Consider the following 16585-nt stretch of genomic DNA (forward strand, 5'->3'; position numbering starts at 1 on the left):
GGGGAAGAAGCTGAGAAACTCTCAGCGCGAACGAGTCTAGGTGAGCTGGGCTCCCCACTGCCCAGCGACACGCCGTGGGTCAGGCGCCCATCTCGGCCTGCTTGCGCCAGCGGATGCCGGCGTCGATGAAGCCGTCGATGTCGCCGTCGAAGACTGCCTCCGGGTTGCCCACTTCGTGCTCAGTACGCAGGTCCTTGACCATCTGGTACGGGTTCATGACGTAGGAACGCATCTGCGCACCCCAGGAGTTGCCGCCGTCGCCCTTGAGCGCGTTCATCTCCTTCTCGCGCTCCTGACGCACCCGCTCCAGGAGGCGAGACTGGAGGACCCGCAACGCGGCGGCCTTGTTCTGCAGCTGCGACTTCTCGTTCTGGCAGCTCACGACGATCCCCGTGGGGAGGTGCGTGATGCGGACGGCGGAGTCCGTGGTGTTGACCGACTGCCCACCGGGGCCCGACGAGCGGAAGACGTCGATGCGCAGATCCGCCTCGGGAATGTCGATCGAGTCGGTCTCCTCCGTGACGGGGAGCACCTCTACGCCGGCGAAGGAGGTCTGGCGGCGGCCCTGGTTGTCGAAGGGTGAGATGCGCACGAGCCGGTGGGTGCCCTGTTCGACCGACAGCGTGCCGTAGGCGAAGGGCGCCTTGATGGCGAAGGTGGCCGACTTGAGCCCCGCCTCCTCGGCGTAGGACGTGTCGTAGATCTCGGTGGGGTACCCGTGGCGATCCGCCCAGCGCAGGTACATCCGCATGAGCATCTCGGCGAAGTCTGCGGCGTCGACGCCACCGGCCTCGGCACGGATGGTGATCAGGGCGTCACGCGGGTCGTAGTCTCCAGAGAGCAGGGTGCGGACCTCGAGGGCCTCGATGTCCTTGCCGAGCTTGTCCAGTTCGCGGAGGACCTCTGCGGTGGTGTCGGCGTCGTCCTCCGCCTCGGCCAACTCGAGCATCAGTTCCGCGTCGTCGAGACGCGAGCGGAGACCGACGAGCCGGTCCACCTCGCCCTGCTTCGCGGAGAGCTGGCTGGTCACACGCTGTGCGTTCTCCTGGTTGTCCCAGAGGTCTGGGGCCGCCACCTGCTCCTCGAGTTCGGCGATCTCGGCGCGGACCTTGTCAAGGTCCGCGACGGCCTCGATGGAATCGAGGGAATGGCCGAGGTCGGCAAGGCGGGAGGAGAGATCATCATTAGCCACAATCGATCATTCTACCCCGCGGCGCTGGTTTCGCGCTGTCCAGCGTGTTTGCCGGGAGCTGGACCAAGCTCAGGTAAGACTGGAGGCAATGTTTGGGCACGCGCCTGACCAGCGGTTATTGTCACAGCCGACGGCCTGACAGTGACAACACGATGAAGGACGAGACTTGATGAAACGGATCGGCGCAGGACTTGCGGCGTTGCTGACGGCGACGTTGGGCATCGTGGCACTGCCACAGACCGAGGCGGCCGCAGAGGTCGATGTCTACACCACCCCTGGCACCCACGTCCTCAACGGACGCGAATGGCGCACCAGCTGCGAGCCCTACTCCTCGACGGTTGACCGCTGCCGTGCGGAGATCAAGGCGACCGTGGTGAAGGTCGAGGCCGGCCAGTTCGTGGAGGTCACCGACTGGGCGTTCAACAACCTCACGTACAAGCCCAGCCCCCGCTCCAATTGGAAGGGCAACCCGCTCGGGGAAGCCGGCGACTACGTCATCGACGGGCGGCAGTGGCGCACGGAGTGCGACAACGCACAGACCGGCAACAACGCGTGCCGCAGCTACATCCTGACCACCGTCTACGGGGTCAAGACCATGACCCCGCGCACCTACGAGCAGTCCAATCAATGGGTGTTCAACAACATCGTGCGCTTCAGCGTCGCACCCCCGCCGCCCAAGCCGACGTTCTGCAACGCGGCCCCGCTGCCGGCCGGTTTCGCGCTCACGGACACGGGTCGCCCCTACGTCATCAAGGCGCCCTACACCCCCGTCGACATGTACAACCCGACCTCGATCAGCAACTTCATCAGGAACACCTCCAGGGCCAGCAACGACGCGACGACGGCCAAGGCGCGCGAGGACCAGAAGTGCCTGGCGCTGCTCGCTGCGGGTCACCTCATGAACGGATCGGAAACCACCAGGAACGCCGCCGGTGAGATCGTGCGCTGGTTCCCGTACATGTTCCGCTTCAGCGCCAACCCCACCACGGACGACCTGACGGCGCCGTGGCATTCCGGCCTCGCGCAGGGTGGCGTCCTCACCACGTTCACCCTGCTGACCGACCTGACCGGTGACCGCTCGTGGCTCACCCGCGGCGCGGAGACGTTCCGCAGCTTCGAGGTGCCGGTGTCGGAACCCGGCGGCATCCTCAACCGCGACACCGAGCACGGTTTCCTCTGGTTCGAGGAATACCCCACCACCAAGAACGGCCAGCCGCTGCCCACCACCGTGCTCAACGGCCATTTGGAGGCCCTCATCGGGCTCAACCTGTGGCACCGGCGCATGGTCGCCGAGCAGTCCGCCGGCCGCACCCCCGTCAGCCAGCCGGCTGAGATCAAGGCCCTCGTCGACGAGGCCCTCAGCACGTTGGAGCCCATGCTCAACGTGCACGAGGTGGACATCGACGGCGGCACGCTGACCAGCTACGACGCCGTGCGCGGCTATCCCGCCGCACCGCTGCGGGTCAATGGCCCGTCGACGTTGAAGGTGACCTCCGCCGCGCTGAACAACAAGGCGATCACGCTCCCCCGCACCGCGGAGACCTGGGACCGCGACGCCTACCTCGTCAACGGCACCTTCGCCACCGTGAAGGACGGCATGCCCGAGGGCTGGACAAGGCTCGGTAGTTCCACCTACTCAGGACCCATGGGCGACTACTACCGCATCCGCTCGGGCGGCAACGCCTGGCAGGGCCTGGAGTTCGGTTGGGCCGAGAACCCGGACAAGGGCATTCCCTCGAGCTGGCTGCAGGACGTCGCGGGCAAGCCCATGACGCTGACCCTGCGCGCCTCCATCTCCTACCCCAGCGGCAAGGCCGGGGCCTCAGGTCGCATCGCGCTGTACGAGCAGTGCGGCGCGGACGTGAAGCTCCACTACGAGAACGTGCTGCGCGGCAGTGGGCAGTGGGCCGACTACACATTCGGCTTCAACGCCCCCAAGGCCGGCTGCGACCTGCGGGTGCAGTTCATGGTGAGCCCCTACAACCGCGACGACACCGTTTTCCTCCTCGACGACGTGCAGCTCAGCTCGCAGCAGACCATCGGCTCGTCCCTGAAGCCCGCCTACGATCTGAAGGTCTACCGCACGCCGGAGAACATCCTGTCGCTGACTGGTTCGGGCAGGGCCACGGTCCAGGCCCACTACAACGGTCGCTGGCAGGATTTCGCCACGGTCGACCTGAGCGCGCAGCGCGTCGACATCGTGATCCCGGAGCGGTTCACGGGCCGCAACATCCACCTCGGCTACCACGAGACCCACGTCGGTGAACTGATGGCGCTCTACCGCGCCTTCCCGCAGCACGGGTACCTGCTCGAGTACGCCCAGGGCTGGGCGCCCATGGCGCCCTCCGTGCACCACACGGTGCCCAAGCCCACCACCACCACCACTTCCAGGGTGGGCACGAGCACCATGAGCATCGAGAGCGTCATCGACGAGGCCTACGAGTACCCGCTCGTCGACCAGTTCACCGGTCTGCCCTACGAGGAACTCGAGATGCTCGACGAACTCGCGAAGCCGGCGAAGTGATGCGGCGCCTCGGCACCATCCTGGTGGCCGCCGTCGTCGCGTTGCTGGGCGTCGTGGTTCCCACTCCCGCCGCGGCCGACGTCGACGTGTACACGACGGAGGGGACGCACAACGTCAACGGCCGCCTGTGGCGCACGGACTGCTCCATGTACTCCACCACCGTCGAGCGGTGCCGCACGGAGATCCAGGCCACGACCGTGACGTTCAGCGGGAGCCGCTACGTCGAGCAGCGGGGATGGGTGTTCAACAACCTCACCTACAAATCCAGCCCGCGGGCCTCGTGGTCCTTCATGAACCCACTGGTCACCCCCCGCGACCACACGGTCAACGGCCGACGGTGGCGCACCGAGTGCGACACCGCCTGGACGGGTTCCGGGGGCTGCCGCTCCCAGCTCATGGCCACCGTGATCGAGAAGGGCTCCACCGGGCAGTACCAGACGGTCAACAAGTATGTGTTCAACAACATCGTGCACGTCACCCCGGTGCCGTGCGTGGTGTCCCAGGCCCAGCTGCGGGCCGATGTGAAGATCCCCACCACCGTGCTGCAGGGCTGCACGAAGTCTGCACAGAACGCCACCTGGGCGGCCGTGGACTTCCCCGTGGTGTTGCCCGACGGCTACCGCTTCATGTCCACCGCGTTCTACCGGCTCTCCGGCAGCACCTGGCGGCTGGCCGTGCGCAGTAGCGCGAACTGGCAGATCTGCCAGTGGGCCCGTGACAACGGCGCCCCGCAGGACCTGGTCACCAAGCACCTCGCGTTCTGCGCGCGGTGAACCCGGTGTGCGCCGAACGCGATCGCCTGTCACAATAGGGGTCGCCGTTCGGCGTTTCGGGCGCATAGCTCAGTTGGTTAGAGCACCTGCCTTACAAGCAGGGAGTCGGGGGTTCGAGTCCCTCTGCGCCCACCATCCCCGACACCGAGACGAGGTTGAGCGATGAATGCCACAGACTTCTCCATCGCCCGGTGGACCATGCGGCATTCCGGCACGAACGGCTACGTCTCGTCCTGGGGACCCATGCTCTCCGGCGTGACTCCGGTGGCCGCCCCCTAGTCCCGATCGCCCCCTGCGGGCCGGTCGGGCGATGTTTTCCCAGGCGATCCGACCGAGAGACACCCCCATGGACAACACCCGACGCTTCTTCCCCCGTTACGGCTCCTTCACGGAGGCGCTGCGCATCGGCGCGGTCCTCCGCAAGGAGACCGTCGGCGGCATCCTGCTCGTTGCAGGCGCCGCCCTTGCCATCATCTGGGCCAACTCGCCCGCCGCGGAGTATTACTTCGCGCTGCGTGACTTGGAGATCGGCTACGAACCCTGGCACCTGCGCCTCAGCATCGGCGCGTGGGCCGCCGACGGGCTGCTGGCCATCTTCTTCTTCCTGGTCGGGCTCGAGTTGAAACGCGAGTTCGTGGCCGGCGACCTGCGCAGCGTCCGTACGGCCATGGTGCCGATCGCGGCGGCTGTCGGCGGCGTGGTTGTGCCGGCACTCATCTACGCGGCGATCGTGCGTCCTTATCCGGGGCTCCACCACGGTTGGGCCATCCCCACGGCAACGGACATCGCGTTCGCTGTGGCGGTGCTGGCGATCATCGGATCGCACCTGCCCTCTGCCCTGCGGATCTTCCTCCTGACGCTCGCGGTGGTCGACGACCTCCTGGCCATCAGCATCATCGCGATCTTCTACACCGACAGCGTCCACTTCGTGCCGCTGCTGCTCGCGCTGCTCGCCATCGCTGTCTACGGGTTGGTCGCGCAGCGCTACCGGGGGTTCTTCGGGCTGCGACCAGCCGCTGCCTGGTTCGTCCTGCTGCCCATCGGAGCCGTCGCCTGGGCACTGATGCATGCCTCCGGCATCCACGCGACCATCGCCGGCGTCCTGCTCGGCTTCACCATCCCGGTGCTGCACCGCAGCAGCGCACCGCCCGAGGTGCAATCGCGCGCCGGCCTCGCCGAGGAGTTCGAACACCGCTTCCGCCCCCTGTCCGCAGGCTTCGCGGTGCCCGTGTTCGCGTTCTTCTCGGCAGGGGTGGCGCTCGGCGGCTGGGACGGCATCAGGGAGGCCGCCACGCACCCGCTGACGCTCGGAGTTGCGGCCGCCCTGGTGTTGGGCAAGCCCATCGGCATCGTGACGACGACCTGGCTCATCACGCGGGCCACGCGGACCAACCTGGACCCGGCGCTCCGATGGACCGACCTGATCGGGGTGGGGTTGCTGGCCGGCATCGGTTTCACCGTGTCCCTGTTGGTCGCGGAGCTGAGTTTCGAGGCGGGCACCGTCGAACACGACACCGCCAAGGTGGCCGTCCTCGGCGCCTCCGTCATCGCCGCGATTCTGGCCTCTATCCTTCTCAGCGTGCGCAACGGCCGGTACAAGAGGATCCAGGCCCGCGACCAGAGGGACGCGGACCGCGACGGCGTGCCCGACGTCTACCAAACGGGACCAGAAGACATCACCTGATGGCGCGCAGATTCCCAGGCCGGGCCGCCCTCCTCGCCGCCATCGCGGGGGTGGCGGGAGTCACCACCGGAGCAGGCTTTGAGCCGCTCGGGTGGTGGCCGCTGTCCATCCTGGGAGTGTTCGTGCTCGGTGTCACGGTGCGTCGGGCCCGCACCTTCCCGCAGGCCATGGTGGTGGGATCCGCTTTCGGGTTCGGCCTGGCCGGACCGGCCCTCGCCTGGATGTCCGTCATCAGCGACGCGGCCGCCGTCGGGCTCGTCCTGCTCACGGCCTCCTGGTACAGCGGCCTCGGCGCCCTGCTCCACGTCGCCCACCGCAGCCGGTGGTGGCCGCTGCTCGCCTCGGGCGCTTGGCTCGCCGTGGAGTATGGGGCCGCCCACTTCCCGTTCGGCGGCTTCGGCTGGCTGCGGCTGGGCTACGCGATGATCGACTCGCCACTGGCGGGTCTGCTCCCCGTCGTCGGCGTCGCGGGAACGAGCCTTGCCGCCGCTCTGCTCGCCAACCTCGCCGCCTGGCTCGTGGTCGGACGATCCTGGCGCCGCCTCGTCCCCGTCGTGGTGGGAGTCGCGCTCGTCGCGACTGCGGCGGCACTGGGCGGCGCGGTGCCACCGGCACCCGCCGATCGCATTGCCGAGGTCGGTTGGGTGCAGGGCGGCGCCCCTGGGGGTGGCGTGTACGGGTTGGGTCCGCTGAGGAGCACCACGAGCAACCATGTCGAGGCCACGACGGACCTCGCCGCCGCGATCGCGGCCGGCAGCGAGAGCCGGCCGGATTTCATCGTGTGGCCCGAGAACTCCACCGACCTCGATCCGGGCGCTGACCCCGAGACCGGCAGGCTGGTCGAGACCGCGCTCGCCACCGTCGGGAAGCCCATCCTCGTGGGCGCGATCCTCGACGGGCCGGGCGCCGACCAGCGGCGCACCGCGAGCCTCTGGACGACCCCCGACGGGGAGGTCGGCCCCACCTACGTCAAGCGGTCCATCGTCCCGTTCGGTGAATGGATCCCCTTCCGCGACGTGCTCCTCCCCCTCATCCCCGACCTCCGCTACGTCGGTAGGCAGTCCGTGGCGGGGGCGGAACCAGGGCTGCTGGACGTCCGCCTTGCGGACGGCACGCCGGTGACCCTGGGGGTGCTCGTGTGCTTCGACGTCGCGTTCGACGACGTGGCCCACGACCTGGCCGGCGCAGATCTCCTCGTGGTGCAGAGCAGCAACGCGATGTACCAGGGCACGGCCCAGATCGAGCAGCAGTTCGCGATCACGCGGGCCCGGGCGGCTGAGTTGAGGCGCGAGGTGCTGGTGGTCACCACCAGTGGCGTCTCAGGGGTGATCGACCCCTATGGCCGGGTGACATCACGGGAGACCGGCCCGGGCGCCGCCTACGGGGTGGAGAGCCTCCCCGTGCGCAGGGGGACCACCCCGGCCTCGTGGCTGGCCGGTCCGCTCGACCTCGTGGTGACCTCATTGGCCGTCCTGTGGCTGCTCGGGGTGGCCATCGCGCCGAGGAGCAGGGCGTGGAGGAAGGTGTCCCCCGCCAGTTCCGGGTGATAGGTCGCGGCGATGATGGTGCCTTGACGCACCGCGACCGGCTCGCCGTCCCTGGCGGCGACCACCTCAACGTCGGGCCCGGTCTCCTCGACGCGCGGCGCGCGGATGAACACCCCACGCGCCGTGGCACCGCCCCGGAGATCCAGGTCCGCCACGCCTGAGGCAAGTTGGGCACCGTAGGCGTTGCGTCGGACCGTCACGTCCAGGCCACCCACCGTCGGTAACCCTGCCAGGGCTTCGGGATCTGCCACCCGGTCCGCCAGGAGGATCAGTCCGGCGCACGTTCCGAGGACGGGTAGGCCGTCGTCAACGCGTCGCCTGATGGCGCTGAGCAGCCCCGAGGGACGGGCCAGCCGCGCCATGGCTGTCGACTCTCCCCCGGGCAGGACCAGCGCCCCGACGGTGTCCAGATCCGACAGCGTGCGCACGCGCACGGTGGAGGCGCCGAGCCGTTCGATCAGCTCGATGTGCTCCCGCACTGCGCCTTGAAGGGCGACGACACCGACGATCACCAGCCGCGCTCCGCGAGGCGGTGCGGCGCGGCGAGGTCGGAAACGTTGATGCCGACCATGGCCTCACCCAGCCCCCGGGAGGCTTCCGCGATGGCCGCGGGATCGTCGAAGTTCGCCGTGGCGGCGACGATGGCCTGGGCCCGCTTCTCCGGGTTGCCGGACTTGAAGATGCCGGAGCCGACGAACACACCGTCGGCGCCCAGCTGCATCATCATGGCGGCGTCCGCCGGAGTGGCCACCCCACCGGCGACGAACAGCACGACGGGCAGCTTGCCGGCGCGCGCCACGCTGCGGACCAGCTCGAACGGTGCGGCCAGTTCCTTGGCGGCGACGAACAGCTCGTCCTCGGACTTGGCGCCGAGCTCCCGGATCTGGCCCTTGATGGTGCGCAGGTGCTTCATGGCCTCAGAGACGTCGCCGGTGCCGGCCTCGCCCTTGCTACGGATCATCGAGGCACCCTCGGTGATCCGACGCAGCGCCTCCCCCAGGTTGGTGGCGCCACAGACGAACGGCACGGCGAAGCGCGACTTGTCGATGTGGTGCACGTAGTCAGCCGGCGAGAGCACCTCTGACTCGTCGATGTAGTCGACACCGAGGCTCTGCAGCACCTGGGCCTCCACGAAATGCCCGATGCGGGCCTTGGCCATCACGGGGATGGACACGGCGTCGATGATGCCGGAGATGAGGTCCGGGTCGCTCATGCGGGCCACGCCCCCCTGCGCGCGGATGTCGGCGGGTACGCGCTCCAGCGCCATGACGGCGACGGCGCCGGCGTCTTCCGCGATGCGCGCCTGCTCCGGGGTGACGACATCCATGATGACGCCGCCCTTCAGCATTTCGGCGAGGCCCTTGTTGACGACGGCACGGTCTTCGGTGGTCAGGTTTTCGGTCATGGTGGCAATCGTCGCGCTCCGGAGCTGGCCCAGTCCAGATCCAGTTCTCACCAGTTGGAGTGGGCCAGTTATCGGACGGACGCGGTCAACGAAGTACATTGGAGCCCGCGCTGGACTTGAGGAGGTGGCATGACCAACCCGTATGGACGTCGTGGCCTTCCTCCCGAAGAGGCGGTCCCCGCACCACAACAGCAACCGTCGCCGCCCCCGCGGCCGTCCCCCAGGCCGGGCAGCCCCCGCCGCGGGATCGCGCCCCAGGATGACGGCCGCGACGGCGACACGCGACGGGCGTGGTTCACCGTCGCCATACTCCCGCTGGTGATCGCCGCGGTCGTCGGTGTGCTGTGGCTCGTCTTCGGCGAGCGTGGCGACGGCGGTACCACCGCCGTGCCCGCCCCGGTCACGCAGAACTCCGAGCAGCGCACGCCCAGCGCCACGCCGTCGGAGGAACCTTCGGTGGCGCCCAACGAAGCCCCACAGACACCCGCTGAGGGCGAGCCCAGCCCCACACCGGCCGCTGACACGACCACGGCCGCCCCCGCACCGGCGGAGAGCCCCCAACTGCCGACGGGGCCGGAGGAGGAGCCCAGCCCGGTGTCGTCTACCCCAGGGGGCGTCCGGCTCGAACTCAACGGCACCGTCCTCGACATGCCCCCCGGCTGGCAGCTCTACGCGGACGAAGTGGTGCAGGACGAGCGGCGGCTCGTCCGCATCCGTGAACTGGCCACCGACGTGCGGATCCAGGCCGTCAGCCTCACCAATGTCACCGGCGCGCTCGACGAGGCCTGTCTGGAGCTCGTCAGCGACCACCGGCAGCTGTTCACCGGGGTGGCCGAGGGCCTACCGGTCACCGTCCCCCTGACCGGTCAGGGCCAGGGCGTCTCCTGCAACTTCACCGGCACCCGCGCCAGCGACGGGGTGTCCAACCGGGTGGAGTTCACCATGTTGCAACTCGACGACGGCACCACGCTCGTGTTCCGCGACACCATCCCCTCCACCGTCCCGAAGGATTCCCCCGCGCTCTCGCAGCTGGTCACCATGGAGTGTGCGGCCGCTGAGAGCTTCGGGATCTCGGTGAATCAGTGCGCGCTCACTCCTGGCCAGGCCGACGGCTGAGCTGGTCGAAGACCGGCCGCAACGCCATCCACCACTGCTCCCGCGGACGCTGGGCGTCCCAGTCCATCCCATCGGTCACACTCCGCAGCGGTGCCAACAACCCCGGGCCGAGCTCGACGCCGCGACATAGTTCGCCTGGCCGACCCGCAACTGCTCATCGACGTTGGACACTGCGGTGTAGGCCAGCCGGGTGGCGTTGATCCTGTCGAACGGCGAGGGGCGACCGCCCTGCTGCACGTGCCCGATGACCGCCTGCCGCACGGAATAGAGCCCCTTGCCCTCCGCCTCGAAGAGCCGCGCAACGACATCTGAGGTGTAGTGCTCGCTGGTCTCCTCGCCCATCACGGCGAGGTAGAACGAGCGTCCGGACTCGAACGCGTCGACGAGCGCCTCCACGTCGGTGGCCAACTGCTCCAGTGTCAGGCCCGTTTCGGGCAGGTACGCCTTCTCAGCGCCCCCGGCGATGCCGCCCACGAGGGGCAGGAAGCCACAGCCCCGGCCCATCGTCTCGACGACGAACGCACGCTTGCTGGCGGAGGCCGACATGCGCACCATGTCGATGGAGTCGACCACGGTGTTGAGCGCGGTGTCGGCGCCCACCGCCATGGGCCAGGAGGGCAGGTTGTTGTCGATGCTGGCCGGCAACAGCGCAATCGGGATGTTGAAGGCGGGATAACGCTTGCGTTCGCGTTCCATCATGTCGACGGTGGCGTAGGCGTGGAAACCGCCCATGACCAGCAGTGCGTCGACGCGGTGCTCCTCCAGTGAGCGGGCCATGGCGTACAGGTCCGTCTCTGTGGGCACGTAGCGGCGCGTGCCGAAGGCGGCGCCCCCGGTGTTGGCCATGCCCTCCACGTCGTGCCAGTACACCTCGTGCAGGTCGCCGGACACCAAGCCGGGAACCCCACCCTGGACGGCGAGCATGTGGTACCCACGGTCCAGGCCGGAGCGCACCGCCACCCTCGCCAACGGGTTCATTCCCGGCGCGAGCGCGCCGGCGTGCATGATCGCGATGCGCTTGGCGTCAGGCGCCATCTCGACGGTGGGCCGGGCCTCCGTCAGCACCCGGTAGATCTCGATCATCGTGGTGAACCCGACGCCGCGGGAACGGACCGCGGAGTCGTACTCCCCGGTCTCGATGAACTCACCGATTCGGTGGGTGTCCTCCACCGCCTTGAGCAGCGGGACGGCGATCACCTTGTCTCGGTGCACGCCGACGAGCACCGGCTCCGTGTCCTCCTCGGCCAGCAGGACCTGGCGGACCGCCTCGACGCCACACGCGGTGGCCATCCAGCGGTCGTACGCTGACGGCGTGCCGCCGCGCTGGACGTGGCCCAGGATGGTGATGCGGGCCTCCTCGCCGGTGCGCTCGCGCAGCACTTCCTGGACACGTTCCGCGGTGATCCGTACACCGTCGCGGTCTGCGGCGCCCTCGGCGACGACGATGATCGAGTCGCGCCGCCCGGCTTCGCGGCCCCGGGCCAATACCTCCGTCATCCGGTCCTCCCACCCGGCACGCGGCGGGGATTCGGGGAGGAACGTGTAATCGGCGCCGCCGGCGATGGCGGTCATGAGCGCCAGGTAGCCGCAGTGCCTGCCCATCACTTCCACGACGAAGGTGCGACGGTGCGACTCCGCGGTGGAGCTGATGGCGTCGATCGCCTCCGTGATGCGGTGCATCGCGGAATCGGTACCGATCGTCATGTCGGTGCCCACCATGTCGTTGTCGATCGAGCCGACGAGGCCGGCGATCCGCAACCGTGGGTGGGACATCGCCTGTTCGGCGCTGATGCGCCCGGCGGCCCGCAACTCCTCGATGTATTCGGGCCACGCCAGGCACAGAGCCCGGCTGCCGGTCAGCGACCCGTCGCCGCCGATGACGATGAGCCTGTCGATGCCCCGCTCGATCAGGTTCTCGACGGCCTTCAACTGGCCCTCGCGGGTCCGGAACTCCACGGAGCGGGCGGTGCCGATGACGGTGCCGCCCTTCGGGAGGATGCCGGAGACGTCGCTCCAGCTCATCTGGGCGATGTGGGCGCCACCTGCGATGGCGCCCTGCCAGCCCTCCTTGATCGCGAAGACTTCAGCTTCTTCGTGGATGCTCGCCCGCACAATGGCGCGGACTGCGGCATTCATGCCCTGCGCATCGCCGCCAGATGTCATGACGCCGATGCGGGCCGTCATCGACGTCCGCCCTTGGGGCGCACGACCTTGGTGGCCTGCCAATCAGATGCGACGTTCGCCGTACGGGTGAGGGAGAGCCCGGCGATGGTGACTCCTTCGGCCACGGAGGCCGCGTCGATGAAGCCGGAGCGTCCGACCTTGGGGGTGAGCAACCAGATGTAGCCTTCGTCGCCGAGGTCCGTCATGGCGTCGACGAGGCCGTCAGCCACGTCTCCGTCCTCGTCGCGCCACCACAGGATGGCGACGTCCACTGCCTCGAGGGGGTCTTCGACCATCTCCGCATCAATGGTGTCCATGATGTCGTCACGCAGGTCGGCGTCGACGTCCTCGTCCCAGCCGAGTTCCTGAACGACCATCCCGGGTTCGAGCCCGAGTAGGTCTGCTCCAGCCATCCCTTCGTGCGTGGGGTCCTTGTCTTGTGCGATATCCACGCCCCAAGCCTGCCAGATGCGGCGCGGGATTTCACTCGGGGCTCAGTTGCGATGCAAAGGCGGGACCGGTCTCATCGACCGGCCCCGCCTGTTCCGCGGTTGTTCAGGCAACCTCAGGAGTCGCCACCCGCGTTGCCGGAGGTGCCCGCGGTGACGTCGTCCAGGCGGTACTTGTCGTACGCCTCACTCGCCCATTCCTGCGGGATGTCGCCCTGGTGGGCGAGCTGCTGCAGGACGGCCACGGCGACCGACGGGCCGTCGATGTGGAAGAAACGACGGGCGGCCGCGCGCGTGTCGGAGAACCCGAACCCGTCGGCTCCGAGCGTGGTGTAGCTGCCCGGTACCCACTGGCGGATCTGATCCGGCACGGCGCGCATATAGTCGCTGACCGCCACGACGGGGCCGGGGCGGCCTTCGAGCTTCTGCTCGACCCAGATCTTCTCGTGCTCGGCGAACGGCTCCGTGAACTTCTTCGCCTCGGACTCGAGGCCCTCGCGACGCAGCTCACCCCAGGATGTGACCGACCAGACGTCGGCGACGATCCCGTAGTCCTTTTTGAGGAGTTCCTGGGCCTCGAGGGCCCACGGCACGCCGACGCCCGAGGCGAGGATCTGAGCGCGACGTGCGTCTTCGCCCACGCCGTCGAAGTCGCCGGGCTTGAGGAGGTACATACCGCGGAGGATGCCCTCCACCTCGACCCCCTCAGGCTCGGCGGGCTGCACGAGGGGCTCGTTGTACACCGTGAGGTAGTACATGACGTCTTCCGGCTGCTCGCCGTACATGCGACGCAGGCCGTCCTTGACGATGTGGGCGATCTCGTAGCCGTAGGCCGGGTCGTAGCTGACCACCGAGGTGTTGGTGGAGGCCAGGACCGGCGAGTGACCGTCCATGTGCTGGGTGCCCTCGCCGGTCAGCGTGGTGCGCCCGGCGGTGGCGCCGATCATGAAGCCGCGCGCCAACTGGTCAGCGGCTGCCCAGATGGCGTCGCCGGTGCGCTGGAAACCGAACATCGAGTAGAAGACGTAGATCGGGACCATGGGCTCGCCGTGGGTCGAGTAGGACGACCCTGCGGCGGTGAAGGCGGCGACCGAGCCGGCCTCGTTGATGCCCGTGTGCAGGATCTGGCCGTTCTTGGCCTCGCGGTAGCTCAGGAACAGCTCGTTGTCGACGGGCGTGTAGTTCTGGCCGTGTGGGTTGTAGATCTTGATGGTCGGGAAGAACGCGTCCATGCCGAAGGTGCGCGCCTCGTCAGGAATGATCGGAACAACGCGGGGAGCGAACTCCTTGTCGCGCATGAGGTCCTTCAGCAGACGGACGAACGCCATGGTGGTGGCCACCTGCTGGTTGCCGGAACCCTTGCGGGACGATTCGTAGCTCTTTTCCGGCGGCAGCGAAATGAACTTGCGGTCGCCACGACGCTCGGGCAGGTACCCGCCCAGTTCCCGACGGCGGGCCTGGAGGTACTGGATGCGCGGGTCGTCCTGACCGGGGTGTAGGTACGGAGGACGGTACGGGTCCTCCTCGAGCTGCGCGTCGGTGATGGGGGCGTCGACGCGGTCGCGGAAGCCCTTGAGGTCGTCGAGCGCGAGCTTCTTCATCTGGTGCGTCGCGTTGCGGCCGGCGAAGTGCTTGCCGAGGAAGTAGCCCTTGATGGTGTGGGCGAGGATGACCGTCGGTGCCCCGGTGAACTCGGTGGCGGCCTTGTAGGCGGAATACACCTTGGTGTAATCGTGGCCACCGCGCGAGAGGCGCCAGATCTCGTCGTCGCTCCAGTCCTTGACCATGGCCGCGGTGCGCGGGTCACGCTCGAAGAAGTGCTTGCGGACGTAGGCTCCGTCGTTGGCCTTGAAGGTCTGGAAGTCACCGTCGGTGGTGGCGTTCATCAGGTTGACGAGCGCACCCTCGGAGTCGTTGGCCAGCAGCGGGTCCCAGCCGCGGCCCCACACGAGTTTGATGACGTTCCAGCCGGCGCCGCGGAAGAAGGCCTCGAGTTCCTGGACGATCTTACCGTTGCCGCGCACCGGGCCGTCGAGTCGCTGCAGGTTGCAGTTGACCACGAACGTGAGGTTGTCGAGCTCCTCGTTGGCGGCGATCTGGAGGGCGCCACGCGATTCGGGCTCGTCCATCTCGCCGTCGCCGAGGAACGCCCAGACCCGCTGGTCCGAGGTGTCCTTGATGCCGCGGTTGTGCAGGTAGCGGTTGAACTGCGCCTGGTAGATGGCGTTGATGGGCCCGATGCCCATCGACACCGTCGGGAACTCCCAGAAGTCCGGCAACTGGTGCGGGTGCGGGTAGCTGGGGAGGGCGCGCAGGTCGCCGTCGACGAAGTGGCTCTTCTCCTGGCGGAAGCCGTCGAGGTCGTCCTCGTCGAGACGTCCCTCGAGGAACGCGCGGGCGTACATGCCCGGCGATGCGTGGCCCTGGAAGAAGATCTGGTCGCCGCCGCCGGGGTGGTCCTTGCCGCGGAAGAAGTGGTTGAAGCCCACTTCGTAGAGGGTGGCGGACGAGGCGTAGGAGGCGATGTGGCCGCCGACGCCCACGCCCGGGCGCTGGGCGCGGTGCACCATGATGGCGGCGTTCCAGCGGAGCAGACGACGGATGCCGCGCTCGAGCTTCTCGTCGCCGGGGAAAGCGGGCTCGCGGCTGGCGGGGATGGTGTTGACGTAATCCGTACCGGTCAACGACGGCACGCCGATGTGGCGCTCACGCGCGCGTTCCAACAGTTTCAGCATCACGTAGCGGGCGCGGTTGCGGCCGCCCGCGTCGATCACACCGTCGAGGGACTCCAGCCATTCGGCGGTCTCCGCGGGGTCGATATCGGGCAGATTGGTGGGCAGCCCATTGAGAATGGGTCCGGCCTCGTTCTGACTCACGAAGTATTCCTCTCGATGTCGGCAGGTCAAGCGCCAGAGGCGCGATGGCTCAACATTACAGCGCAGCGGCGGTTGTGATATTCACCCTATCCACCGGTTGACCCTGCCGCTGCCGACCGACGTCAACGGTGCCGGTCGGCGTGCCTCAGGAGTTCCTCCGCAGGCCAGGTCGTGATGATGCGGTCCGGGTGGATACCGGCTTCGGTTGCCCGGGTGGCCCCCAGTGGCAGGTAGCCCAACTGGTCCGGCGCGTGCGCGTCGGTACTGATGGCGAACAGGCAGCCGATGTCGTTGGCGAGCTCCAGTAGTTCGAGTCGGGGATCGGCCCGGTCCGGCCGCGAGTTGATCTCGATGGCGACGCCGAACATTTCGCAGGCGGCGAACACCAGGTCGGCGTCGAAGCGTGACTCGCCCCGCCAGGAACCGTCGGAGCGGCGTTTCCTGCCGGTGCAGTGGCCCAGCACGGTGGTGTGCGGGTTGGCGACGGCGGCGATCATGCGCCTGGTCATCGTGGCTTCGTCGTCGTCCAGCCTGGAGTGGACGGAGGCGACGACCACGTCCAGCCGGGCGAGGAGGTCCGGCCCCTGGTCCAGGGCGCCGTCAGAGAGCACGTCGACCTCGATGCCCTTGAGGATCCGGATCTCGCGCTGCTCCTGGATCTCGTCGATCTCGTCCCACTGGGCCAGCAGGCGCTCGCGGCTCAGCCCACGGGCCACCTTGAGGCGCGGCGAATGGTCCGTGATGGCCAGATACTCGTGGCCCAGCGCCTCCGCGACGGCGGTCATCTCCGCGAGGCCGGCCCCGCCGTCGGACCAGGTGGTGTGGGTGTGGAGGTCGCCGCGCAGTTCCATCCCGT

General features: G+C 68.3%; 10 protein-coding genes, 1 tRNA gene and 2 pseudogenes. 6 read left to right on the forward strand and 7 right to left on the reverse strand.

The features are described from left to right. Positions 1–79: 79 nt before the first annotated feature. A complete protein-coding gene (gene prfB / locus ACX1DX_RS04400) occupies positions 80–1192 on the reverse strand; it encodes a peptide chain release factor 2 (protein ID WP_459397761.1) in 1113 nt (370 codons plus the stop codon). 169 nt (positions 1193–1361) lie between these two features. Between prfB and ACX1DX_RS04405 the strand changes: the two genes are divergently transcribed. The 5 genes and pseudogenes from ACX1DX_RS04405 to lnt form a co-directional block, all read left to right on the forward strand. Further along, positions 1362–3716, forward strand: a complete 2355-nt coding sequence (locus ACX1DX_RS04405) for a D-glucuronyl C5-epimerase family protein (RefSeq protein WP_459397762.1) — start codon at positions 1362–1364, stop codon at positions 3714–3716. Next, positions 3713–4489 carry a hypothetical protein gene (locus ACX1DX_RS04410; protein ID WP_459397763.1) on the forward strand — a complete coding sequence of 259 codons (777 nt, stop codon included), beginning with the start codon at positions 3713–3715 and terminating at the stop codon, positions 4487–4489. The genes ACX1DX_RS04405 and ACX1DX_RS04410 overlap by 4 nt, the downstream gene beginning before the upstream one ends. Before the next feature lie 58 nt (positions 4490–4547). Next, positions 4548–4624, forward strand: a tRNA-Val gene (locus ACX1DX_RS04415). A gap of 211 nt (positions 4625–4835) precedes the next feature. After that, positions 4836–6173 (forward strand): Na+/H+ antiporter NhaA, encoded by a 1338-nt coding sequence (nhaA, locus tag ACX1DX_RS04420; RefSeq protein ID WP_459397764.1) that lies wholly within the window; start codon positions 4836–4838, stop codon positions 6171–6173. Then, positions 6173–7516: pseudogene (gene lnt / locus ACX1DX_RS04425) on the forward strand (apolipoprotein N-acyltransferase); the annotation flags it as partial. The gene nhaA and the pseudogene lnt, both read left to right, overlap by 1 nt. Before the next feature lie 35 nt (positions 7517–7551). Here lnt and pdxT read toward each other — a convergent pair. Both pdxT and pdxS read right to left on the reverse strand, forming a co-directional pair. Then, positions 7552–8232, reverse strand: a complete 681-nt coding sequence (gene pdxT, locus ACX1DX_RS04430; RefSeq protein WP_459397765.1) for a pyridoxal 5'-phosphate synthase glutaminase subunit PdxT — start codon at positions 8230–8232, stop codon at positions 7552–7554. Then, complete coding sequence (pdxS, locus tag ACX1DX_RS04435) at positions 8229–9125, reverse strand: pyridoxal 5'-phosphate synthase lyase subunit PdxS (protein ID WP_076058670.1); 897 nt, start codon at positions 9123–9125, stop codon at positions 8229–8231. The genes pdxT and pdxS overlap by 4 nt, the downstream gene beginning before the upstream one ends. 129 nt (positions 9126–9254) lie before the next feature. Here pdxS and ACX1DX_RS04440 point away from each other — a divergent pair, with 129 nt between their 5' ends. After that, the gene (locus ACX1DX_RS04440; RefSeq protein ID WP_459397766.1) at positions 9255–10241 is read left to right on the forward strand and encodes a hypothetical protein; all 987 of its coding nucleotides are present in this window, start codon (positions 9255–9257) and stop codon (positions 10239–10241) included. On the opposite strand, the pseudogene ACX1DX_RS04445 reads toward ACX1DX_RS04440, so the two are convergent. The 4 genes and pseudogenes from ACX1DX_RS04445 to ACX1DX_RS04460 all read right to left on the reverse strand — a co-directional run bounded on the left by ACX1DX_RS04445 (position 10216) and on the right by ACX1DX_RS04460 (position 16580). Continuing rightward, a pseudogene (locus tag ACX1DX_RS04445) lies at positions 10216–12425 on the reverse strand (6-phosphofructokinase). The gene ACX1DX_RS04440 and the pseudogene ACX1DX_RS04445 overlap by 26 nt on opposite strands. After that, complete coding sequence (locus ACX1DX_RS04450) at positions 12422–12817, reverse strand: DUF3052 domain-containing protein (protein ID WP_076058662.1); 396 nt, start codon at positions 12815–12817, stop codon at positions 12422–12424. The pseudogene ACX1DX_RS04445 and the gene ACX1DX_RS04450 overlap by 4 nt, the downstream one beginning before the upstream one ends. 152 nt (positions 12818–12969) lie before the next feature. Next, positions 12970–15729: a pyruvate dehydrogenase (acetyl-transferring), homodimeric type gene (gene aceE / locus ACX1DX_RS04455; RefSeq protein WP_459397767.1), complete on the reverse strand. Its 2760-nt coding sequence runs from the start codon at positions 15727–15729 to the stop codon at positions 12970–12972. A gap of 122 nt (positions 15730–15851) precedes the next feature. Further along, the gene (locus tag ACX1DX_RS04460) at positions 15852–16580 is read right to left on the reverse strand and encodes a PHP domain-containing protein (RefSeq protein WP_459398174.1); all 729 of its coding nucleotides are present in this window, start codon (positions 16578–16580) and stop codon (positions 15852–15854) included. Positions 16581–16585: the final 5 nt, after the last annotated feature.

The sequence above is a fragment of the Tessaracoccus zhenghani genome (assembly GCF_054552775.1).